Origin of the sequence: Empedobacter sp. UBA7252 (assembly GCF_002472765.1) — a bacterium.
In the GTDB taxonomy this organism is placed as follows: Bacteria; Bacteroidota; Bacteroidia; order Flavobacteriales; family Weeksellaceae; genus Empedobacter; species Empedobacter falsenii_B.
Window position 1 is genome coordinate 150,791 of record NZ_DKSQ01000001.1, and the last position, 23,855, is coordinate 174,645.

At 31.7% G+C, this 23,855-nt stretch carries 19 protein-coding genes, 1 pseudogene and 2 riboswitches; of the genes and pseudogenes, 7 read left to right on the plus strand and 13 right to left on the minus strand.

Annotated features, from left to right (window positions below):
- The 4 genes from B2X73_RS00700 to B2X73_RS00715 all read right to left on the minus strand — a co-directional run.
- Positions 1-326: SPFH domain-containing protein (locus B2X73_RS00700; RefSeq protein WP_291095462.1), on the minus strand; the 326-nt coding region annotated here is incomplete at its 3' end.
- A gap of 58 nt (positions 327-384) precedes the next feature.
- A complete protein-coding gene (locus B2X73_RS00705; protein WP_291046743.1) occupies positions 385-711 on the minus strand; it encodes an iron-sulfur cluster assembly protein in 327 nt (108 codons plus the stop codon).
- A 193-nt stretch (positions 712-904) separates the two neighbouring features.
- Positions 905-2,071, minus strand: a complete 1,167-nt coding sequence (locus tag B2X73_RS00710; protein WP_291046745.1) for a hypothetical protein — start codon at positions 2,069-2,071, stop codon at positions 905-907.
- A gap of 35 nt (positions 2,072-2,106) precedes the next feature.
- Entirely contained in the window at positions 2,107-4,914 is a 2,808-nt protein-coding gene (locus tag B2X73_RS00715; protein WP_291095464.1) for a TonB-dependent receptor domain-containing protein, read from the minus strand.
- A 148-nt stretch (positions 4,915-5,062) separates the two neighbouring features.
- Between B2X73_RS00715 and B2X73_RS00720 the strand changes: the two genes are divergently transcribed.
- Both B2X73_RS00720 and B2X73_RS00725 read left to right on the plus strand, forming a co-directional pair.
- Positions 5,063-5,743, plus strand: coding sequence for a response regulator transcription factor (locus B2X73_RS00720; RefSeq protein ID WP_291046748.1), 681 nt, complete (start codon positions 5,063-5,065; stop codon positions 5,741-5,743).
- A 9-nt stretch (positions 5,744-5,752) separates the two neighbouring features.
- Complete coding sequence (locus tag B2X73_RS00725; protein WP_291046750.1) at positions 5,753-6,781, plus strand: sensor histidine kinase; 1,029 nt, start codon at positions 5,753-5,755, stop codon at positions 6,779-6,781.
- On the opposite strand, the gene B2X73_RS00730 is transcribed toward B2X73_RS00725, so the two are convergent.
- A complete protein-coding gene (locus B2X73_RS00730; RefSeq protein ID WP_291059180.1) occupies positions 6,778-7,266 on the minus strand; it encodes a hypothetical protein in 489 nt (162 codons plus the stop codon). The two genes, B2X73_RS00725 and B2X73_RS00730, sit on opposite strands and share 4 nt — an antisense overlap.
- Positions 7,267-7,294: 28 nt before the next feature.
- On the opposite strand from B2X73_RS00730, the gene leuS reads away from it, so the two are divergent.
- The 4 genes from leuS to B2X73_RS00750 all read left to right on the plus strand — a co-directional run bounded on the left by leuS (position 7,295) and on the right by B2X73_RS00750 (position 12,506).
- Entirely contained in the window at positions 7,295-10,150 is a 2,856-nt protein-coding gene (gene leuS / locus B2X73_RS00735; RefSeq protein WP_291046754.1) for a leucine--tRNA ligase, read from the plus strand.
- A gap of 105 nt (positions 10,151-10,255) precedes the next feature.
- Entirely contained in the window at positions 10,256-10,792 is a 537-nt protein-coding gene (locus B2X73_RS00740; RefSeq protein WP_125348865.1) for a GNAT family N-acetyltransferase, read from the plus strand.
- 72 nt (positions 10,793-10,864) lie between these two features.
- Positions 10,865-11,557 carry a hypothetical protein gene (locus B2X73_RS00745; protein WP_286495041.1) on the plus strand — a complete coding sequence of 231 codons (693 nt, stop codon included), beginning with the start codon at positions 10,865-10,867 and terminating at the stop codon, positions 11,555-11,557.
- A gap of 7 nt (positions 11,558-11,564) precedes the next feature.
- A complete protein-coding gene (locus B2X73_RS00750) occupies positions 11,565-12,506 on the plus strand; it encodes a hypothetical protein (protein WP_286495042.1) in 942 nt (313 codons plus the stop codon).
- An 85-nt stretch (positions 12,507-12,591) separates the two neighbouring features.
- Here the strand turns inward: B2X73_RS00750 and metE are convergent, their stop codons facing one another.
- Positions 12,592-14,913 carry a 5-methyltetrahydropteroyltriglutamate--homocysteine S-methyltransferase gene (gene metE, locus B2X73_RS00755; protein WP_291095466.1) on the minus strand — a complete coding sequence of 774 codons (2,322 nt, stop codon included), beginning with the start codon at positions 14,911-14,913 and terminating at the stop codon, positions 12,592-12,594.
- An 86-nt stretch (positions 14,914-14,999) separates the two neighbouring features.
- Positions 15,000-15,135: riboswitch (cobalamin riboswitch) on the minus strand.
- A gap of 109 nt (positions 15,136-15,244) precedes the next feature.
- On the opposite strand from metE, the gene B2X73_RS00760 reads away from it, so the two are divergent.
- A complete protein-coding gene (locus tag B2X73_RS00760) occupies positions 15,245-15,706 on the plus strand; it encodes an Lrp/AsnC family transcriptional regulator (protein WP_038336827.1) in 462 nt (153 codons plus the stop codon).
- A gap of 57 nt (positions 15,707-15,763) precedes the next feature.
- Here the strand turns inward: B2X73_RS00760 and B2X73_RS00765 are convergent, their stop codons facing one another.
- From B2X73_RS00765 to B2X73_RS00795, 7 genes and pseudogenes are all read right to left on the minus strand, one after another.
- Positions 15,764-16,297 (minus strand): T9SS type A sorting domain-containing protein, encoded by a 534-nt coding sequence (locus tag B2X73_RS00765; protein ID WP_349676193.1) that lies wholly within the window; start codon positions 16,295-16,297, stop codon positions 15,764-15,766.
- Positions 16,295-17,317: pseudogene (locus tag B2X73_RS00770) on the minus strand (DUF5074 domain-containing protein); the annotation flags it as partial. The pseudogene B2X73_RS00770 and the gene B2X73_RS00765, both read right to left, overlap by 3 nt.
- 74 nt (positions 17,318-17,391) lie before the next feature.
- Positions 17,392-18,249: a DUF4465 domain-containing protein gene (locus B2X73_RS00775; protein WP_219034856.1), complete on the minus strand. Its 858-nt coding sequence runs from the start codon at positions 18,247-18,249 to the stop codon at positions 17,392-17,394.
- Positions 18,250-18,268: 19 nt separating this feature from the next.
- On the minus strand, positions 18,269-19,408 hold the full coding sequence (locus B2X73_RS00780; RefSeq protein ID WP_219035417.1) for a PKD-like domain-containing protein: 1,140 nt from the start codon (positions 19,406-19,408) through the stop codon (positions 18,269-18,271).
- A 9-nt stretch (positions 19,409-19,417) separates the two neighbouring features.
- Positions 19,418-20,554 carry a YncE family protein gene (locus B2X73_RS00785; protein WP_221856352.1) on the minus strand — a complete coding sequence of 379 codons (1,137 nt, stop codon included), beginning with the start codon at positions 20,552-20,554 and terminating at the stop codon, positions 19,418-19,420.
- On the minus strand, positions 20,551-22,548 hold the full coding sequence (locus B2X73_RS00790) for a TonB-dependent receptor (RefSeq protein ID WP_291046769.1): 1,998 nt from the start codon (positions 22,546-22,548) through the stop codon (positions 20,551-20,553). The genes B2X73_RS00785 and B2X73_RS00790 overlap by 4 nt, the downstream gene beginning before the upstream one ends.
- Positions 22,549-22,647: 99 nt before the next feature.
- A riboswitch (cobalamin riboswitch) is annotated at positions 22,648-22,831 on the minus strand.
- Positions 22,832-22,906: 75 nt separating this feature from the next.
- On the minus strand, positions 22,907-23,350 hold the full coding sequence (locus tag B2X73_RS00795; protein WP_291046770.1) for a cytochrome c oxidase assembly factor Coa1 family protein: 444 nt from the start codon (positions 23,348-23,350) through the stop codon (positions 22,907-22,909).
- Between the last annotated feature and the right edge of the window lie 505 nt (positions 23,351-23,855).

The window sequence follows — 23,855 nt, forward strand, 5'->3', positions numbered from 1 at the left end:
GTTATTTGTGTATAAGGATTATCTAATTTGTAAAATGCATCATAAACTTGAGTTTTGATGACTTGATATTGAACAGAAACTTTCAATCGAACAAATACATCATCTTTTGTTTTAGTTTCGACAACAACGTCTAATTGCTGAATTTTTAATGACATTTTTCCTGCAACTCTATCCACAATCGGAATTTTGAATTGTAATCCTGGATTACGAATGCTATTAAATTTTCCGAAACGCTCGATTACAACCGCCGTTTGTTGTTTTACTGTAAAGACGAATAAAAAAAGGAAAATAATTCCAAGAAAAACGATCACGCCTAAATATCCCATAAGTTTTAGTGTTTTGAATTTGTTGGATTAAGATACAAAAAAAATTAGGAATGTTAAGTTATAACATTCCTAATTCGAATTTTGCTTCTTCGCTCATCATATCTCTATCCCAAGGTGGATCGAACGTAATCTCTACGTAACATTTCGTTACATATTCTATCTCTTCTACGCGTTGTTCTACCTCTAATGGTAAACTTTCTGCAACTGGACAGTTTGGAGATGTAAGAGTCATGGTAACTTTTACTTCACCATCTGCATTTACTTGCGCATCATAAACTAATCCTAACTCGTATATATCTACTGGAATCTCTGGATCAAAAACGGTCTTGAATTTTTCAACCAATTTTTCTCCAATCGAATCTAATTGTTCTTCTGTTAATGCCATTGTTTCAATTCTTAATGGTACAAATGTACAAATACTTTATCTTACGTGGAATTTTTCTAAATAACTATTTTTAATGACTTAAAATAAAATAGTTATAATAGAAGAAAATCGCTTCTTTGGAGAACCCAAAAAAGCGATTTACAAACACGAAGAACTTTTTTATAAGAAAAGTTTAATCATTATATAGTTTTAATTATAAACCTACTGTCCATCCTTTTGCCCAAGTTGGTGTATCTACACCATTTCCAGCTCCAGTATTATCTGCTTTTGCATAAGCTTTTGATACATCAACAGCAGTACCTGCAGAAGATTTACCTGTTGCTTCTACTCCAACGTTAATGAATTGAACGTTTTTCAAGAATAAGTCATTCGGAATCCAAGAAATTGTAGCATCATGCTCGATATCGATACCTTTAGCCCAGTTTGCTAAAACAAAATTCTCAAATTTTCCTTTTGTACCAACACGTAATTTCATTGCTTGGTTTTCTCCTTCTCCTACATAATCTTTACCTAAACCGATTAAAGTAGCATATCTAATTGTAGGATTTGCAATTGGAGTTAAAGTATGATTACTTGAATTGTTATCAGCCTCTATACCTCTATTTCCTTTACTACGGCCTTCTTTTCCGTACCAATATTCGTTTGTACCAACCCAACCTTCTGTCCAGTCAAATTGATCATCTTCATTTTCATTTGATACAATATATTTTGTATTAACAGTTCCTCCAAAGAATTCGATTCCATCATCAGAACCTGCATACATTTGTACATATTCTATTTTAGTTCCGTTACCTACACCAAATAAAGAAAGTCCATTAAACTCTTTTTCAGAATTATAAATTGCTCCTGCATATTCGATACGAGTATATGTGATTGTACCAGAATTATCATTTGCAACATCACCACCATATGTTAATTCAGAAACCTCAGCAGTAGCTGTTTTTGCTTTGTTAATTGGTGCTTTACCACATAAAACTACTCCACCCCAAGAACCTGGTGCTTTTTTGTCTGATGTAAATACAACTGGTTTAGCAGAAGTTCCGTTAGAAAATATTTTACCACCTTGTGCTACTGCAATGTAAGAAGATGTACCTCCGTTTGCAACAATTTGTGTACCAGCAGGAATTGTTAATTCAGCACCGTCGTTAACCTGAATTTTCCCTGTTAAATAATATACTTTTGATGGATCTAAAGTAATTTTATCTCCACTTTTTAATTCACCTTTAAAATCAGCAGGATTCGCAACAAACCCAGAAGGATTTGTATTAATATCTCCATTATCATCGTTATTACTACAGCTTGTTAAGGCTAATGTAGAAAATGCTCCTACTAAAAATAGTTTTAAAATTGATTTTTTCATAATTAAATGTTTTATTGTGTTTGTTTTATTTTGTTTTAAAATTGATAGTTAACAGATAAACCGAAGTTCATTCCTTTTTTATAACTTAATGTTTTTACATCTCCATTCAAATTCTCTTGTACACGGTCTATTGTAGGATTTAATAAGTTTTTAGCAGAAAAATTGATTCCGATATTTTTATTCAATTTTGAACGTAAAATGAAATCTAATGTGCTAAATCCTTTATCTACTTGATTTCCTCTTGTTTCAGTTCCAAGCGCATAAATACGATCAGAGAAATAGTTGTAAGCCACAGTTGCCATTACGCTTCCCCCACTTGCCCATTTCTTAGAATAAGATAAATCTGCATTAGTAATAAATTTAGAAGCTCCTGTAAATGCATCTTCTGCATTTGTAAAGTTGGTATTGATTCGTTGTCCATTAAACAATGTTTCTTTGTATACTTTTTCATTGTTTAATTCTTGATTAGAATACATATAAGCACCATTAAACCCAACTGTTAATTGTTCTGGATTAGATGTTTTATTATCTAAAATTGCTTTTCTAACCTCTAATTCTGCACCAACTGCATATCCCCAATCACCTGTATTTGCATAAGAAATATCATTAGATGATGAAGCAATTGTTGTTGTATTGATTGGGTCTTGAATATATTTTCCGAAACCTCCCAAAGAGATTACTTCTCCACTTTTTGGGAACCATTCCCATTTAATGTCTGCATTGTAATTTGTCGATGGATATAACATTGGATTCCCACGGAAAGTTTCTGTTACATCTTCATAAACAAACATAGCTGTTTCCTTGAATTGAGGAAGTGTATATGTTTTAGATGTAGCGAAGCGTAAATTTTGATTATCTGTTAATTTATAACGTAACATCAAACTTGGTAATAATTCGAATTGATCGAAAGAGTTTTTACCTTGTGATAAAGCTGTGTACCAATCAATACTTTGTTTAAGATATTCAGCACGAACTCCCAAAACTGCTGTTAATCGATCTGTAAAATTGTATTCTACCTCAGCAAAACCAACTTGAATATCTTTTTGTCCACTGTAAACTTGCGATCTATAGCTTCCGTCAGATTTGATATCAAATGTTGTAATTTCGAACCCTGAACCATAATTTGATTGATTGAAGAAAGCATCTAAATTATTTGGGTCAACTTGAATTCCACTTCTCAAAATTTTGAAGTTAAATTGATTCCCTTCAAAATCTCTTTCTTTGTGTCTACCTTGATATCCAATAGAAATTTTAGCTTTATAGTCTTTCAAATCTCCACCAAAAACGCGATTATATTCCAAGTTCGCAGAAACCTCGTTCTCATTAAGATTTTGATAATAACGGTTACTTAACGAAGCATCTTGAGAAGCTAACACATATTGTCCAGATTGCTTATCCAAACGCATGGTATTTTGTAAACGGTCTGGCATATCTTGTTTCACTGTATTGTAAGAAACGCCCCAATGAAACTCAGATTTATCATCTAATCTGTGATCTCCTAATAATTGATTGACAAAAACTTGGTTTCTTTCATAAGTTCCACGACGAATAAATCCATTATTATCTTCCGCTAAATCTCTAATAAATCCTTTGTATTCTTGTAAACTTTGAGAAGTGTTATTAATAAAAATACTATTTGCTCTTAATCTATTATTTGGATTAAAATCATAATACAAATTAACCATTCCTGTTGTATTCGTATTATAACTATCTTTTGTATAATCGTTGAAACCTTTCAAATTATTTCCTTGAGCATCAACAGAACTTGCTAAACCTTTCTCGATACTTTGAGCTGAGTTATCAAAAGCAGCTGTTGCAAAGAATCCGAATTTTGCTCCATTTTCAAACTTGTAACTTTTTCCTCCTTTTATATTGAAACCTCCTGCTACAGCAGATTTAGATTGTGGATTGAAACTATTTGTAAAATGATATCCAGTTGTTGCGTTTGCTGGAATTTTTGTTTTTTGAAAACCAAACCAATTTGGTCCATCTTGCAAATTGAAGTTTTTATTGGTAATCGCATTAGAATTTAAATTTAATCCTGTTCCAATTTCTAATAAACCATTTCCTTCGTATAATTTTGATGCAATATCGATATTTGCTCCTCCAAAATCAGCCATCATTCTTACATTGAATGTTTTGCTCAACGAAATGTAATCAATAACGTCTGTTGGAAATAAATCCAATTTAATATTCTTGTTACTAGGATTTTCTGACGGAACTGGTAAACCATTCAACGAAGTATAGTTATAACGATCTCCCAATCCACGTACAAAAACATCTCCTGTACCTTCTTGTTTTGTAACACCAGCCATTTTCGCAACTGCCGAAGCCGCATCACTTACACCTTTACGATCCAATTCTGCTGCACCAATATTCTCTACCATTTTTACAGATTTTTTCTGTATATTAAGTAAAGAAGCTTCTCCAGATTTATCTTTTCTACCTGTTACAACAGCTGTAGATAAATCAATTTTACCATCTTTAAAATCTTCTGGTTTCAAATACATGTTTAATGTATTCGAATCTGATAAATTTTGAGAAACAGATTGATAACCGTCTACTCTAATATCTAATTGATATGTATCATCTGGAACAGAAATTTCGTAGTGACCTTTATCGTCTGTTTTTGCTTGAATATTTAACCCTTCAACCACAAAAGTTTTTTCAGAAAGTGGTTGGTTTGTTTTTTGATCAAATAAAGTTCCTTCTAATTTAATATTAGTCTGTGCAAAAAGTGCTGCCGAACCTAATAATAAAAGTAAAGTTAAATTGCGTTTCATTGCGATTGTATAATTCGTGTTTGTTTGATGGCAAAGTTGCTTCAATCCAATGAAAAACATTTTTAGAAATTGTAAAGGTTTTGTTAGGTAATTGTTATGAAATTATCGTAACTTTAAATGAATGTTAAGAAATGTTTTTACCTAATTTCTCCTAAAATTTAAGCTTAATTTTACATCGACTAATTTTATTTAGTTATTACAAACAATTATGAAGAACATTAAAATTTTATTAGTTGACGACGAACCAGATATCTTAGAATTTATTGGTTACAACTTAAAAAAAGAAGGTTTTGAAGTAGAAACAGCTCAAAACGGACTAGAAGGTTTGAAACAAGCTAAAATTTTTCGTCCAGATTTAATTCTACTAGATGTTATGATGCCGCAAATGGATGGAATGGAAATGTGTGCCGAATTAAGAAAGTTAGATTCTTTCAAGGATACTTTAGTTGTTTTTCTTTCTGCTCGAGCTGAAGACTTTTCTCAATTAGCTGGCTATGATGCTGGTGCAAATGATTACATCTTAAAGCCTATCAAACCAAAAGTTTTAATTAGTAAACTAAATGCTTTATTGAAATTAAAACAACCTAACGAAGCGGCAAAAGACGAATTCATCAAATTGAATAATTTCGAGATTAACCGCGAAACCTATAAAGTAAATTACCAAGGACAAGACTTTTTGTTACCTCGAAAAGAATTTGAATTGATTGCTTTATTAGCTTCAAATCCAGAACGTGTTTTCAAACGTGAAGAAATTTTGGAGAAAGTTTGGGGAAATGAAGTTGTAGTTGGCGGACGTACAATTGACGTACATATGCGCAAATTACGCGAAAAATTTGGGAACGATCGTTTCTCTACAATCAAAGGAATTGGATACAAAATAAATGACTAAAAGCTCGTAATGGCTTCAACTTTCAAAGTTCAAAACATCTTTCTATTTGCCTTTCTCAGTACATTATTCTTGGCTTTAGGATTTGTTTTGTTCTCTTTTTTATGGTTTGGAAATATTGATTTTATTCTCCAAGAAAAACTATTTTTCATTAGTTTAATGCTTCTTTTATTGATTGGATTATCAATATTTTATTGGTTTTCTTTAAAAAATCAACGAAGAAAAGATTTTACTGAAATCTCGAAAAATATTCCACAATTTCAATCCAGCACAATGGATTTTGAAGAACTTTCTCAAAAAATTTCTACAATTACAGAAGATCAATCCAAAGAAATTGATGTTTTGAATGAGAGAGAAAATTACAGAAGAGATTTTCTTGGAAATATTTCGCATGAATTAAAAACGCCCCTTTTTTCGGTACAAGGTTATTTGTTAACGCTGATAGAAGGTGGAGTTGAAGATGAATCTATTCGCGATAAATACTTAAACCGAATCAATAAATCGGTTGATCGATTGATTTATTTAGTCAAAGATTTGGACATGATTGCAGAACTTGAACGTGGACGAATCAATATCGAATTTTCAGTTTTCAACTTGACGGCACTTGTACAAGATGTGATTGATTTATTAGAAATTAAAGCTGAAAAAAATAACATCAAAATTTCTCTAAATTACCCTATTCATCAACCGATAAAAGTTGTAGGTGATATTCAGAAAATTCAACAGGTTTTAATCAATTTGATTGTAAATGCCATCAATTATTCTAATCCAAATACAGAAATTAACATCGATTTTGAAGAATATGATGATAAAATTCAAATCTCAATAAAAGATCAAGGAGTTGGGATAAAACAGGAAGACATTGACCGAATTTTTGAGCGTTTTTACCGAATTGATAAATCTCGAAATCGTAATAATGGCGGGTCTGGATTAGGTTTGGCAATTGTAAAACATATTTTAGAAGCCCATAAACAGAAAATTTATGTGACAAGTAAAATAGGAAAAGGTTCTACTTTTTCGTTCTATTTACAGAAGGCTTAATATTGTTCTTGCTTCTTAGTAAATTTCAAGGTAATGTTGTGTTTAAAAACTTTCAACGTGTCGTTTTTAGTCTCTTTCCACAAAAAATAAGGAGGTTTCAAATTCAATACATTTCCTTTTACAGCCAATGAATCCTCAAAAAGTTCTGCATAAAGAACAGTATCTTTTTTTAAGAATGCTTTGTCTTTATAATCAATCAAATAATAATCACTTCTGACATAAATAGGATCTTTGACACGAAGTGTTGAATCCTTTTTATCAAAATTCCATTTGATATTAATAGGATTAAAACCATCTTCGTACCCCACAAAAATACGTGTCGTATTTACAATATGACGAACAGAAAAAATAAGGACAGTAAAAAAAAATAAGGATACCAATATAATATCAATTCTTTTTTCATGGATTAGGTTTAGTTGTTGATTGTTAATGTACAAATATCGCCATTCTATTCTAAAAGATACATAAAAAATGTAAATTTGCATAAATTTAATTTTAATATAACTTCCAATAATGCAATATAATCCGAATGAAATCGAACCAAAATGGCAAAAATTTTGGATTGAAGACAAGACGTTCAAAGCTGAAAATCAATCAGAAAAACCTAAATTTTACGTATTAGACATGTTTCCTTACCCTTCTGGAGCAGGATTACACGTAGGTCATCCACTTGGATACATTGCGTCTGATATTTATTCTCGATACAAAAAATTAAAGGGTTTCAACGTTTTACACCCAATGGGTTACGATTCTTTTGGTTTGCCTGCGGAACAATATGCGATTCAAACTGGTCAACATCCTGCGATTACAACAACAACGAATATCGAAGGTGGTGTTGATAAACAAGGAAATGTGATTGCTGGTTACGAGAACCAAATGAAAAAAATTGGTTTGGGATACGATTGGGATCGTGAAATCAGAACTTCAGAACCTGAATATTATAAATGGACACAATGGATTTTCAATCAATTATTTGATTCATATTATGATAATTCAACCGATAAAGCTGAATCCATTTCAAAATTAGTTGAAACATTCAAAACTGAGGGTAATGCAAGTGTAAATGCTGTGGCAGATGATGATATCGAAATCTTTACCGCAGATCAATGGAATGCCTATTCTGAAAAAGAACAACAAACAATTTTATTAAAATATCGTTTAACTTTCTTAGCAGAAGCAGAAGTAAACTGGTGTCCAGATTTAGGAACTGTTTTAGCGAATGACGAAGTAATTAACGGATTATCTGAACGTGGAGGATTCCCTGTTGTGCGCAAAAAAATGACACAATGGATGATGCGTATCACGGCTTACGCTGATCGTTTGTTAACTGGTTTAGATAAATTAGATTGGCCAGATCCGATCAAAGAATCTCAAAAAAATTGGATTGGTAAATCTCAAGGTGCATCAATCTTTTTTGATGTTGTAGGAAACGATGAAAAAATTGAAGTTTTCACTACTCGTCCTGATACTGTTTTTGGTGTTTCTTATGTAACATTAGCGCCAGAGCATCCTTTAGTTTCTCAAATTACAACAGCAGAAAACAAAGCAAAAGTTGATGCTTATGTCGATTATACTTCAAAACGTTCTGAACGTGATCGTTTAGCGGATGCTAAAAATATTACAGGAGAATTTACCGGGGCTTACGCCATTCATCCATTTACAGGAAAACAAATTCCGATTTGGATTGGTGATTACGTATTGGCTTCTTATGGAACTGGAGCTGTAATGGCTGTTCCTGCTGGTGATGAACGTGATTTTGCTTTTGCAAATCATTTCAATTTACCAATTATTAATATTTTCAAAAATCAAGATATTTCTGAAGCTGCTTTTACAGAAAAAGGTGGATTCGAATTACAAGATTCTGATTTCTTAAACGGATTAGATTATAAACAAGCGGTTGCAAAAGCGATTGAAGCTTTAGAAGAAAAAAGTTTTGGACAAGGAAAAACAAACTTCCGTTTACGCGAAGCTGTTTTCTCTCGTCAAAGATATTGGGGAGAACCGGTTCCTGTTTACTTCAAGGACGGGATGCCTTACACAATTCCTACAGAAGCTTTACCAATTATTTTACCTGAAGTGGACGAATATTTACCAACATCTGAAGGTGAGCCACCATTAGGGCGTGCAACAAAATGGGCTTTTGATACAACAACTAATCAAGTTGTAGATAATACTTTAATCAATAACGAAACTATTTTCCCAATAGAACTAAATACAATGCCAGGTTGGGCAGGTTCTTCTTGGTATTGGTTACGTTATATGGATGCAAAAAACGACAACGATTTTGTATCTAAAGAGGCTGTTGATTATTGGCAAAATGTAGATTTATACATGGGTGGATCTGAGCATGCTACTGGTCACTTATTATATTCTCGTTTTTGGCAAAAATTCTTATTCGATAAAGGTTTAGTTCCAACGGATGAGTATGCAAAAAAACTTATCAACCAAGGAATGATTTTGGGAATGACCGCTTATGCATATAGAATTAATGGAACAAATACTTTTGTTTCTAAATCTTTGAAAGATCAACATGAAACAACACCAATCCGTATTGATGTTAAGTTGTTAAAAGATGGAGGCGACGAATTAGATACAGAAAAATTCAAAACTTGGAGAGAAGATTTTGCTAATGCAGAATTTATCTTAGAAGATGGGAAATACATCACAGGACGTGAGGTTGAAAAGATGTCAAAATCTTACTACAATGTCTTAAATCCTGATGATATTTGTAATCAATATGGAGCAGATTCTTTACGTTTATACGAAATGTTTTTAGGTCCTGTTGAACAGTCTAAACCATGGAATACACAAGGTTTATCTGGAGTTTATTCATTCTTGAAAAAATTCTGGAGATTATATCATTCAGGAACAGAAGAAACATTTTTTGTTTCGGAAGATGAACCAACAAAAGAAGAAATGAAAGTGTTGCATCAAACCATCAAAAAAGTGGACGAAGATGTAAACAATTTCTCTTTTAATACATCGGTTTCTACTTTTATGATTGCTGCAAACGAATTAGGAAAATTAAAAACAACTAAACGTGCAATTTTAGAGCCTTTGGCTATTATTATTTCTCCTTATGCACCGCATATTGCAGAAGAATTGTGGTCAAAATTAGGACATGAAACGTCAATTGCACATGCAGATTTCCCTGTTTTCGAAGAAAAATGGTTGATTGCAGATGCTAAAGAATATCCAGTTTCATTCAATGGTAAAATGAAATTTTTGTTAGAATTACCTTTGTCGTTATCGAAAGAAGAAATTCAAGAAATTGTAATGAACGACGAACGTACAATCAAACAATTGGGTGATCGTACTCCGAAAAACATTATTATTGTTCCTGGAAAAATCATTAATATCGTTGGATAAAAAAAGATTTTAGATACTAGATTTTAGTATTGAGAATATAGATAAAATCCTCGCAATTGCGAGGATTTTATATTTTATACTATCTTTAATCAAAACTATAACTCAATGAAATATTTACCAACACTCGAAACAGAACGGTTAATCATCAGACCTATTACGATTGATGATTTACAAGATTTTTTTGAAATGGATTCACAACCAGAAGTTCATGAATTTCTAAAAGCAGAACCTATTCAAACCATTGAAGAAACAAAAGAAATTATTGAAGATATCCAAAAACAATATGAAGAACTTGGACATGGTCGTCTTGCTGTTGTTGAAAAAGAAACAGGTAAAATGATTGGTTGGACTGGTTTTAAATATATTATAGAAAGCGAATCGATGAATAATAAATTCGATTTTATTGATATCGGATATCGTTACAGAAAAGAAACTTGGGGAAAAGGTTATGCAACTGAAGCTGCCGAAGCTTGCATGGACTTTTACAGAAAAAATATGTCACATATTAAACTAAACGCAATAACGCATGTTGATAATAAAGCTTCTCGAAATGTGTTAGAAAAAATGGGATTTGAAGTCACTGAAACTTTTCATCTTGACATGTGGGATTTGGATTGCTTTTGGTATGAATTGAAGAAATAATTAACTTCAAAATAATCTTGGTTCACGCAACCTTTTAAGCAATTGATTCTCTTTCTTTTAAATACTATTTATATGAAAAAGAATTTTTTACTTTTTTTGTTCGTTATTGGTTTTGGACAATTCATTTCAGCACAAGAAAAATCAAGCGATGAGCGCAAAAATGTCATCACTTTTAGCGTTCTTTCAGCAGCATTATCACCTCCAAGATGGACGTTTGGATACATTTATAAACTCAACGAACGTTATTGGATTGGCTCTGAAATCGGCTACGGAAGTTATCATAGCATTCCTCTTAGTCACAAACCAAAATATAAAATCAACGAAGATTATCAACTTTTTGAGATTCGACCAGAATTTTTTATCAATCTAAGCGAAAACAAACGAGTAAAACATCTTATTTCTTCTGAATTTTTCTATATTCATCACACTGATCATCTTGAAAATGGAGAATTTTATCGAAAAGATGATCAAAATTTTTCTTATTTATATTCTTATGATACTGCCGATTACAAGCGAGAAAAATATGGAATAAATCTTAATTATAATGTTTTTATACAGTTGCACAAAGGTCTTATACTAATGCCAAAAGTTGGTTTAGGTGTAAAAAATAGAAATGTAAAATATTCGAATATTACAAATTTAGAAAGTGTTGATACTCGAATTTTTGATTATTTTATGAGCGGTTTAGAAAATCATTATAAAAAAGAAGGTTCTTCTACAGATTTCAATTTAAATCTTAACTTTAAAATCGGTTATCAATTTTAAACAAAACATGAAAAAAATAATTTTAACGACAATTTGTTTGGCTGTCTCACAAGTTAATTTTGCACAAAAAATTTCAACGAATGATTATGAAGTTAAAACAACTTTAGCTGACTTTAATCTAAAAGGAAAGGTTGAAAAAGTGACTTCAAACGCAACAAATGCAAAAGGAAACACCACAACTTTACCTTTTTTAGAAAATGAATTTTACAATCAAATTTCGTTAGAATTTAATTCAAAAGGTTTGTTAACAAAACGAACAAATTATTTGGATTATCAAGGAAAATTAGCTGTTTATAACTATGTTAATTACGACTACAATAACTCAAATTTAATTGATAAACAAACGAATACAGTTATTAACAATGGTGAAGATCCAAAACGAGTTGCTTCGGACAAAAACTTCGTTTATGACAATAAAAATCAGTTGATAAACTTGACAGAAAAAATCGAAGGGAAATCGTCAAAATCTAATTATGAAACGATTTTTAATTATTCGAATAAGTTGGATAAAATCACAACAAAAGTGGAAGGTTCTACGATTAGTGAAAATAATTTGACGTATAACAAAAATGGTTTATTGGTTTTGGATGAAATAACTTCTTTTGATGGAAAAAAAGGACGAAAATCGTATTATATTTATGATAAAGAAACGCCTATTTTTCAGGAAGAAATTGCTGGAAATTCGAGCAAAATAATGTTTTTTGAGAATGGAAATATTTCTAAATTACAATCATTTCACGCCAATAAAACGTTAGCCTATCAAGCTGATTTCGATTCGAAAAATGAAATTGTCAACTTTAAAAAACAATCCTTCCGAAATGGACAAGTAGTTTTAACTTCTTATCAAGTTTCGTATGAATATGATTCGAAAAATAATTGGATAAAAGCCTCTATTTCAACTAATGGAGAATTGAAATATGTTGTAAAACGAACGATAAATTATTATTAAAACACAAAAGGTTGAGCGTTGCTCAACCTTTCTTCACAAATAAATAACACTACACTACTTAAGTCATAAAAGTAGGATGTTAAGCTTAAATCGCTTTTGGCGTATATATTTTTCTTAATTCTTTTGTCGCCGCAACCATTTCAATCAAAGCTTTTTCGGTTTCTTCCCAATGACGCGTTTTTAGTCCACAATCAGGATTCACCCATAATTGATCTGCCGGAATAACTTTTGCCGCTTTCTCTATCAAATCAACCATTTCTTCTTTCGACGGAACTCGAGGCGAATGAATATCATAAACTCCAGGTCCGATATCATTTGGATAATTGAAATCTGAAAAAGCATTTAATAATTCCATTTGACTTCTCGAACATTCAATTGTAATAACATCCGCATCTAAATCAGCAATATTTTGAATAATATCGTTGAATTCTGAATAACACATATGCGTATGAATTTGAGTAGAATCATCAACATTACTTGAAGCTAATTTGAACGAATCAACCGTCCATTTCAAATAATTTTGCCATTCATCTTTTCTCAATGGTAAACCTTCTCGAATTGCAGGTTCATCAATCTGAATAATTTTAATTCCAGCTTTTTCTAAATCTGAAACTTCATCACGAATCGCCAATGCAATTTGTTTACACGTCGTAGATCTTGGTTGATCATCGCGAACAAAAGACCATTGCAAAATCGTAACTGGACCAGTCAACATTCCTTTTACTTTTTGTTCTGTGATAGATTGCGCATATTTCGACCAATAAACCGTCATTGGAACTGGGCGATAAACATCACCAAAAATAATAGGCGGTTTTACACAACGCGTTCCATAACTCTGAACCCAACCATTTTTAGAGAAGACAAATCCGGCTAATTTTTCACCAAAATATTCCACCATATCGTTGCGCTCATATTCACCATGCACCAAAACATCAATGCCAATTTCCTCTTGCCACTCTATCGTACGCTTGGTTTCTTGTTTCAATAAAGTATCATATTCTTCGGCAGATAATTCTCCTTTTTTATATTTCGCACGCCAACTTCTCACCTCTTGTGTTTGTGGAAAAGATCCGATTGTTGTCGTTGGGAAAGGCGGAAGATTCAATACATTTTGTTGCACAATTTTTCGTTGTCCAAAACTATTTGTACGATTATAATCTTCATCTTTTATTGCATTTACTCGTTCTTTAACTTGAGTTTGATGAATTAATTGAGAATTTTTTCTATTATTAATAGAGAATTGATTCGCTTCATATTGTTGAATCAATTTTTCGTCATTCGGGTTTGAAAAATAATTTTTTAAGAAAGCAACTTCTTCTAATTTTTGCTTCGCAAATGCAAACCAATCTTTGATTGTTGTCGGAAGATTTTTTTCGTTTGTTTCTAAATCTAAATCACAAGGCGAATGTAATAATGAACAAGATGTTGAAATAATAACACGTTTTTCTCCAATTTTGTTCACAACTTTTTCTATGGTTGAAAGCGATTTTTGAAAATCATTTTTCCAAATATTTCGACCATCAACTAAACCTAAAGAAAGTTTTAATTGAGAAGGAATTAGATTCAATATTTCATCGATTTGATTTTCGTCACGAACCAAATCAAGATGCAAAATATCAATTGGTAAATTGATTGCTAAAGCTGTATTATCTTTCAATCCATCAAAATAAGTTGCGACCTGAATTGTAAGTTGAGGAAATTCTTTTCTTATTTTTTTGTAAACTTCTTGATAAGCTGTTTTCGATTTTTCGTCTAAATCTAAAGCTAAAAAAGGTTCGTCGAACTGAATTGTATTTGCTCCATGATTGATTAAATCATGAATAATTTCAAAGTAAACTGGCAATAAATTCTGAATTAAATCAATTCGATCAAATCCCTCTTCTTTTTCTTTTCCTAATAATAAATACGTAATCGGTCCAATTAAAACAGTTTTTGGATTAAAACCTTCTTTTTTTGCAGTGATAAATTCGTTTACAATTGAGTTTGAGAAATATTTAAATTCTTGATTTTTTACAAATTCCGGAACGATATAATGATAGTTGGTATCAAACCATTTTGTCATTTCCATCGCTGTAATATCTAAATTATCTTTTTGATAACCTCTTGCCATCGCAAAATACAAGTCTAATTCTGTGTTCTTTTTATTTAACGCAACCGTATTGAAACGCGCTGGAATTGCACCAACTGATAACGTAGAATCTAAAACTTGATCATAAAAAGAAAAGTCATTACACGGAATTAAATCAATTCCGGCAGCTTGTTGCAATGCCCAATTTTGTTTGGTAATTGTACGGCTTGTTTGCAATAAAGCTTGTAGTTCAATTTTACCTGCCCAATAGTTTTCGCAGGCTTTTTTTAGTTCACGGTTAGCGCCAATTCTTGGATAACCTAAAATTTGTGTTTGCATTTTGATTGTTTTTTAATGTTCAAAAACACAAACGCGAGTTGATAAATAGTAAACCTATTGTGACAGACTGACTTCAAATCGCGAAAGTATCATCTTTTGTTTCTATTGGTAATCTGACTTGTAATTTGCATTACTTACAGTTGCGCGACAGCTCGTGATTCTCACACGATTCCCCAATAATTTGTTGTTTATTTCTTTACAAATGTAACAAGACAAAATAAACGATTGTAAAACTTGAAAAAATAAGATTATACAACTTATTATTAATATTTTTACAAAACAAAACACTTAAACAACGATAAAATATCGTGTTGAAAAGAATATTATTTGGATGGAAACATTAGATCAAACCGATTTAGAATTATTAAGAATTCTACAAAAAGATTCGAAATTGACAGTAAAAGCAATTGCTGCTTTAGTTAATTTATCTCCTTCACCCGTTTTTGAACGTATAAAAAGGTTGGAACAACAAGGTTATATCAAAAATTATAGAGCGGTTTTGGATGCAGAAAAGCTGAACAAAGGCTTTATGGTTTTTTGCAGCATTAAGCTAAAACAACATGATCGCACGATTGGGAATAAACTTGTGGAAGATATTTTGTTGATTGATGAAGTGGTGGAATGTTATAATATTTCGGGCGAATATGATTTTATCTTAAAAGTACAAGTTTTGGATATGAAGCAATATCAAGATTTTGTTTTCAATAAATTGGGCGCTTTAGAAAGCATCGGGAGTACGCACAGCTCTTTTGTGATGGCTGAAATAAAAAATACGTACGGAATCAATATTTAAAAAAAAAAACAAAAGGTTGAGCAATGCTCAACCTTTTTTCCACAAATAAATAACACACTACTTTTTGATTACCTTGAAAGTAGAATTGTTAACTTTTATGATGTAAACACCTTTTGGTAAAGAGGAAACATCTAATTGATTTTTCCCTTTTTGAAGTGTTTTCTCTGTCATTTTAGTTCCTGTAATAGCGAAAATTTCGGCTTTTGAAGCTTCATTTGTTTCAATAAACAATACATTATTAACAGGATTTGGATAAACATTTACAACAGATTTAGCTAAATCATTTGTACCTAAAACGGCTGATGAAATTGTGATGTTTTGTGAAACAACTTTTCCATTCGAATTGAAAGAAAGTTTAATTTTAGCTGTTCCATTTTTTAGTGGATTAATCACTAATTCTTCCTTATCATTAATCGAAATTTCAGCTACATCATCATTTTCAATGATTTCTAAATCTTTTACAATCGCTGCTGATAAATTATCAACATCCGAAACTTTATCTTTCAAATCAATTGTTGTTGCTGTGTTAATTTGATAAGTTGTCTCTAAATCATTGATAATTGGTGCCGCATTATCTGGAAAAACAGGCATTGAAGGAAACCAATAATACTCACTTAATTTCACCGACTCTTTAAGAGTTCCATTATCAAAAAATCTATGCACAAAATTAATTTGAGAATTAGTTCCCCAACCTGAACCAATAGTAGTTAATACTAGTTCGTTTGTCAACGGATCAATTCTTAAACCTGCTCCATAATATGTTTCCTTTGGTGTTGTATCTTGACCAGGAATCTATATAAAACTTTCTTCAAATTTATTATTTGTTACATCGTATTTCACAACATTGATTCCTGATAAAAAATAAATAGTATTATCTTGTGTTGAAGAACAAAAAGTACCAGCATTCCAAGCAAAAGGAGCTGGAACTGTTTTCGTAGGAATAGCAATTTCTGAAGTTTCTAAAGTAGTAGGATTTATTTTGACTAATTTTTTAGATAAAGCCCCCCACACATTTCCATCTTTAGATTGAACTACAGAAATAAAACTTCCAGCAATCGTTTGTTTTATTTGATGTGTTTTTGGGTCGATAACTAAAATTCCTCCAGTACTTGAAACAGCAAAAACAAATTTAGATGTACGAATCATATTTCCTACTTGACCAACTTTAGAAGTTCCATCGATTATCGAACCAAGTTTCATATTTTCGATATCAAACAAATAAAGTCCACTTGAAGTTCCTACATATCCTGTTTTAGCATCAACCCCTACAAAACTTCTTCCATCACCACCAATTGTTTCGAAGCTGGCTTTTTTCTGTAATGTATTCGAGTCAGCTACAACTAAACGATTTTCTTGTTTCGAAACAATGAAAAAATTATCACCGTATATCGTTCCATATTGAGAAGTTACACCTAATTTTTCTCCAGGATTAACTGTTTTATAAACATTATAATCAACCGAATCATTTGCATTGATAAAATTAATTGCCCCATTTGCTTTACCAAACCAGTCTTCATTCACAATAAAAACGCCGTTTGTATATTCTTTTGTTTGTGCAAAACTTGTTTGAATTGCAGCTATTGTAAAAATCGAAAGTAAAAATTTCTTCATGTATTGTTTTTTTAGAAATCCGAAACCATCATCCAAAAATGACAGCCTCGGATAAAAATATTTAGAATGTTAGATTATTGTATTTTTTCTACTTTTAATTTATCCATTGTAAAGTATAATGCTGTGTTTGCTCCCCAATTTCCTACATCTGTAGTTTCTAAAAAGAACATTAAATATTTAACTTCTCCTAAAGCAGAAAGATCCACATCTTGCCAATTTGTTGAAATATTATTTATTCCATTTCTAAAATCAACAAAATAATGAGTTACAGGTTTTTCTGTAGTCAATTGTTTATTTGCTGAAACACCATAAATATGAATCGCGAAATAATCTCCTTTTACAAACTTTCTTGCATATGCATCACCATTCAAAATCCCATAATATGGCCACGGACTAATAGCTAACTTTACATTTTTTGCTTTGTATTTATTAGCTGTATCAGTAATTTCTACTACACTCGAAAATCTGTCAATCTTAACTTCTTCTCCATATTTCAAAACTTTCTCAGATGGTTTGTGATCAGCGAAAGAGACTAAAAATGGTGTTCCTTGTCCATCTGCACCACCTTTTGCCATTGTACCCCATTGATTATCTAACCAACCGCCTTCTTTATCTATTTGATCAGAATTGTCATTACTATTAGAAACCGTGAATCCCATCCATGTTAAATACTCTGGCCAAGCTGTATGTTTAAACTTGAAAATACCTGAAGTTAATTCAGCGTCTTCTGTATAAGTACCTTCCCAAATTTTTCCTCCGGCTGTAGCAGTTCCTTTTGTTAAATCAAACTTTGATAAATCTAAAGTTTCATATTTTTGTTGATCTACTAATTCAGTATTGTCGTCATCATTATTACAAGAAGTCAATAAAAAGATTGATGATGTAGCAAATAAGAAATTAAAGAATAATTTCTTTGTAAAATTAAAATTCATTTTATTTAGTTTTGTTATATTATAAATGCAAATCATAAGCACCTGCAACTTCTGTTGAGATTTCGCCTAACCAACCCGCTTCTTGATTTGTTGCTGTGTAAACTTTGATAAAATCGATTCCTAATAATTTAACAGGATTTCCATTTTTATCAACAGCCCAATCAATATCAATATTTGAATCTTCGCTGTTATTTGGTGCATTGTCTACATAACCATAAGCCAATTGTTTACCAGTCCAAATACCATTTTTCTCTGTATAATTGCTTGCCAAAAGTGTACCTGAGAATTTTAACTGATCCGAACCAAACCACAATGGATAATATGATTGTTTATGATAAGAATTTTTAGTTTTATAACCTGAATTTCCTTGATTATCTGTCCATTTTACATATTCAGGATTAGGTATTTTATCTTCTTCGGTTGGTTTTTGATAAGAAATACTATAATTTTTTATTGTATTTGGATTCGTGTACTCACTTCCTGCAATTTCGTACCATTCGTCGTCATCTGGTTTTCCGTTTTTATTTTTATCATATGCAACCATCACAATTCCAGGTTCAGAAGATCCAGCAAAACCATTTCCTAAAACTTTAAAATCGCGTTTGTTTGGTTGGTTCATAATCGTATGGTCAAAACCAAATACCACATATCCTCCGTAACCTCCAAGTGTAATCATTGTAGATTTTTCTCCTACTAAAGCCTTAGCAGCTTTGGCTGTCATATCAGCTTGAGTTTCTCCTGTTACATAAGATGGTAAAGCATTTGTGAATTGTCCAACTGCTGGCAAATAATCAAAGACTTGAGAAATATATTTACTGTAAGTAGATAATTCTTGTGTAACATTAACCTTTGTTTTTATCGTTTTAGAAGTTACTCCTGAAGTAATTTCTAATGTTAAATCGTAAGCACCAACTTTATCAGAAACAAAACCTAAGGTTTTCTCATTACCAATAATTTCATTGCCAAGTTTCCATGTATATGTTGCATTTTCGAAACCAGAAACAGTTGGTTCAATTGAAACAATTTTTAAACGTGCTGCATCATAAGATACTTGTAAAGTAGCATTATCAGGATTAGTCTCGATAATGTTTTCATCATCACTACAGCTTTGTATTAAAGCAAAACTTAGTGCGGTTAGTAAGATTTTAGAATATTTCATATGTAAATTTTATTTATAGACAAAAGCAAAGTGAGCAGGAATATTTCCAGCAGCAGTTTTCCATTTAAAAGCACCATTTTTATCAAAACAATAGATGTAACCCATCGAAACATAATTTCCGACATCGGTTAGAAAAAGATCTTTGGTTTGAGGATTTACAGCAATTCCGTAAGGCGTTTCGATTTCATTAATAACAGGATCATTGACCAATGTTTTGTTGATAACTTGTTCTGTTTTGGTATCAATTACACCATAAGTTTTTGTGTATTCGAAAGTTGTGTAACTAAATTCGTTTGAATAATAATAGAGTTTGTTATCAACAATTGTAAAGTTAGAAACAGGAATATCAAATTTCTTTTTGATTTGATGCGTTTTACTATCCAACACATATAAATTTGATGGAACGTTGTAATAATCACCACGAGAAGTCACATATAAATCGCCATCTGCATCTTTTTTTAAACGATGAAGGTTTACTTCAACATCAATTTTTTTAGTTTCTTTAAACGTTGATAAATCAATCACAGAAATCGTTTTATCATATTCAGGAACTCGATATCCTCCTGAGTTTGCTACATACAAATTATTCCCAACAACTTCTAATTCTTCTGGCTGATAACCTACGGTCACTTGTCGCGTAACCGATAAATTAATCGTATCTATTTCGACCACTTTTCCCAAAGGCGCTTTCGGATCGATTGTAACAGGACCAGCATACGAAGATGCATACGCTTTCCCATTTGCAAACGTGATGTAACGACCATTTTCTAAAGGAATTGTTCCCAGATGTTTGGCTGTTCTTACATCCATTACTTCGATAAAATTTGATACGTTGATAACCGCATATAACTTATTTCCATAAATTTTGATATCATTCCCAACATCTCCCAATTCCTTTACCATAGTAGGATTTACGGTTGCATATATATTTCTATTATAGGTTCCTGTTGTAAAATCCATATAATCTACCGTAGCCATATTACTTCCCATTTTTCCTTCGTTTAGTAAATAAAAACCAACGACATCTGTTTTTTCGGGATCGGTTACACCTTCTTCCTCTTTCTCGATCAAATAAGTATCTTGCTGACAAGCATAAAAAGTAATTGCTGTTAAAAAACAGACGAATAATTGTTTGAAATTTCTCATAAGTTTGCGCTTAATATTAGCTTGAATTGTCTTCCTGGCATTGGATAATTTAAAACCACATCATATTGTTGATTCAAAATATTATTTAATTCAAAAGAAACTTTGAATAGACTTTGATTCAACCTAAACTCTTTATGTATCCCTAAATCATTTGTAAACCAAGGATTAAGACGATTTATTTTAATATTATCTTGATGAACATTGTAACGTTCTCCCACATAAATAAAACTGTAATTAAAATTCCATGTTTTATAAGAAGCCGCTAAAACAAAAGAGCCACTATGTTTTGGTGTATATGGAATTTGATTTTTGTAGTAACTTTTTTTAGGATTCGAATAATCTAACGCTTGCAAAAAACCGTAGTTAAGCATTGGCGAAACCTCTATTTCTCCTAATTGAAATGTTGATCGAATTTTAACATCCAACCCTTTTATTCTGACTTCATCCAAATTGAGCATAGTGAAACGAAACAAACTTCCAGAAGGCGCAGCCACAATTTTATCAGTTACTTCATTGTAAAAAGCATCGGCTTGAATCGTAATATTTTTGAAGAAATTTTGAGATGATTTAGAATAAGTAAAACCAACATTATATTGTGTAGAATATTCTGGTCGAAGATTCGCATAACCAATGTCTGTGTAGTACAAATCGTTGAACGTTGGCATTCTAAAAATACGTTTATAAAACGCTCTGATATTAAAATCGTGAGATTTGAATGGTTGATAATTGGCGATAATCGTTGGCGTCCATATATTTTTATCAGGCGCACTTGTGTTCATTTCTACTGATTCTTTTACAAAAGTTCCAAATAAACTTCCTTGTAAACTCAAACGTCCAAGACGATAAGTAGACGCGAACGCAACAAGATTTGTATGACGAGTAGGAAAAGAAAAATTCTTTAAATCTGCTCCCATATTATTAAACTGATAATCTGTTGCAACATTCACATCCCAATTATCTGTAATCGAATAAAGATTCGCCCAAGACACATAAAACTCGCGTTGTGTGTACTTATTTTCTATTTTTACTGTCGAAACTGTATCTGTATAATGGGTGAAATCGTAAGCAAACTTTGCGTTTATCTTCGATTGAAAATTTCTGAATCGTTTCTCATATTTACCTTGAACAAAATAATTTCTATCAACCAAAGTTTGTCCACGTCCATCAAATCGACCACGCACAATTGCAGCAGGAATTCCACGATCCGAATCATACAAATATCCTTTTACATTCCAATTCGATTGATTTCCTTTTCCGATCAATCCTAATTCCAAACGTTTTGCATCAACTTGTCCATCTCTACGTTTCAAAAGTGTATCGTATGCAGTAGTTCCATCCAAATTTTTGCGTTGATAACGGAATTTATATATACCATTCGTTTTAACATATTCTGCACTCAAAACAGCTGATAATCTATCCGTAATTTTCTGTTCAATACGAATAGAAGGATTGATTAATTGAATCGAGCCTAACTTATAACGAAGTGTAGCATTCGTTTTTTTATCACCAATAAAAACAGGTTTTTTGGTTTGAAGATAAATAGCAGAAGCAGAAGCATAATCTTTCGCTGATTGAAAAATATTACTTTTTTGACCATTATATAAAGAAATCATTTCCATATCGTCTAAAGAAAATTTTCCTAAATCGACAATTCCATTCTGCGCATTTCCAAGTTGAATTCCATCATAAAAAACTGCAACATGTTGAGATCCCATCCCACGAACATCAATAGTTTTTAAACCTCCAACTCCACCGTAATCTTTAATTTGCACTCCTGCAAAAAAACGAACAGCATCTGCCACAGAATGGCTATTTAAAGCCTCTAGTTCCGCTCCTTTCAATTCCTGAACAGGAACAACGGCTTTTACATTATTTTTTAAAATATTAACTTGCTGAAGCTCTAAAATACTATCATGAATAATTTGCGCAGAGGCTATGCGACATGAAAGCAAAATCAAGCTGCAACAAATAATTATAGTTTTTAGATTTCTCATTTAGCAATAATCAATTGTTGCTAACGAGAGTATATGAAGAAGTATTGAAAGGACGAACCTATCCAAAATTTGAACTTCACGCTTTAGTCCCCGAAAGCATTCAACATTTATCATTTTGGTAGGTCTTCTGACTTACTCCTTTTTTAGAAATCCTTCCCATTAAAAACAGTGGATATAATGTATCTAAAAAATATGGAGCTTACAGCAGCGGGTCTGTTCAGGATTTTCACCTGATTCCCTGTTACCGAACGGTTAAGTTCGCACCAAATGTTAATCAAAAGTAAAATTATTATTTTGAATAAACAATTAAATCTTTATCAATAATAGCTAAATAAAAAAAGCTAACTCATTCGTTAGCTTATTCTTTTACTTTATTTATTTCGATCACTTCTCCAGTTTCATCAACCTGAACCGCAATCTTTTCATAATTCCATTTATCAAATTCTTTCTCTCCTACAATAATTGCAGTTCCAGAACCTTTTGTTCCTTTTATAGGTACAGAAATGTTAGCTTCACCAATATCATTTGTAATAGAAATATTTCCAGTAAAAACTCCGTTCGTTTTAACATCCGTACCCAATTTCTGCTGAACTTCAACATTTTGATTAATAATATTAATTGCATGTTTCGTTACATCACTATCCGAAGTTATCTTACTAAAACCCCAAAAAGCACCACCAATTAACAATCCAAAAAATAAAATCACAAACGACAAACAGCCAACAGGCACAACCCATTTCCAATTACGTTTAAACCAACTTTCCTTTGGTAACAATTGATTATCATACTGATTTTCTTCCATAATATATAGGTTTTGAGTAAAGATAATAAATTTGGGCGTTCCCTCGCTCTTTGCCTTCCATTTATATTATTCATAGAATAAGCAAAATAATACAAACACAGCTAATGCAAATCGCTCGGTCGGGCTATCCGTTGCAATCTTTTGTAAAAGAAGATTAGAAGTGATTACAGGAAATACAATTTCTACAAAAGGATTTCCACTGCTATCCCTAACGCGGGTTTTAAGTTCTGAGTTTTGAGTAATAAGTTATAAGACATAAGATTTAAGACTGACAATAAAAATCTACAAAGGAGTGTTATCGAGTTATGAGTTGTAAGTTCTGAGTTAGTTGTAAAAAGGAAGCTTCCTTTTTATCAAGAAGAAGCTTCTTGTTGACTAATTAGAAGCCTCTTGTTGGATGAAAGCAAGCTTCTTTTTTTATAAAACATAGTCTGGAGATGCGTAAAGCTTACAGCGTTCAGCTAAAGCGCGACGTATAACCACAAAAAAAGCCTCAAGAAATAAA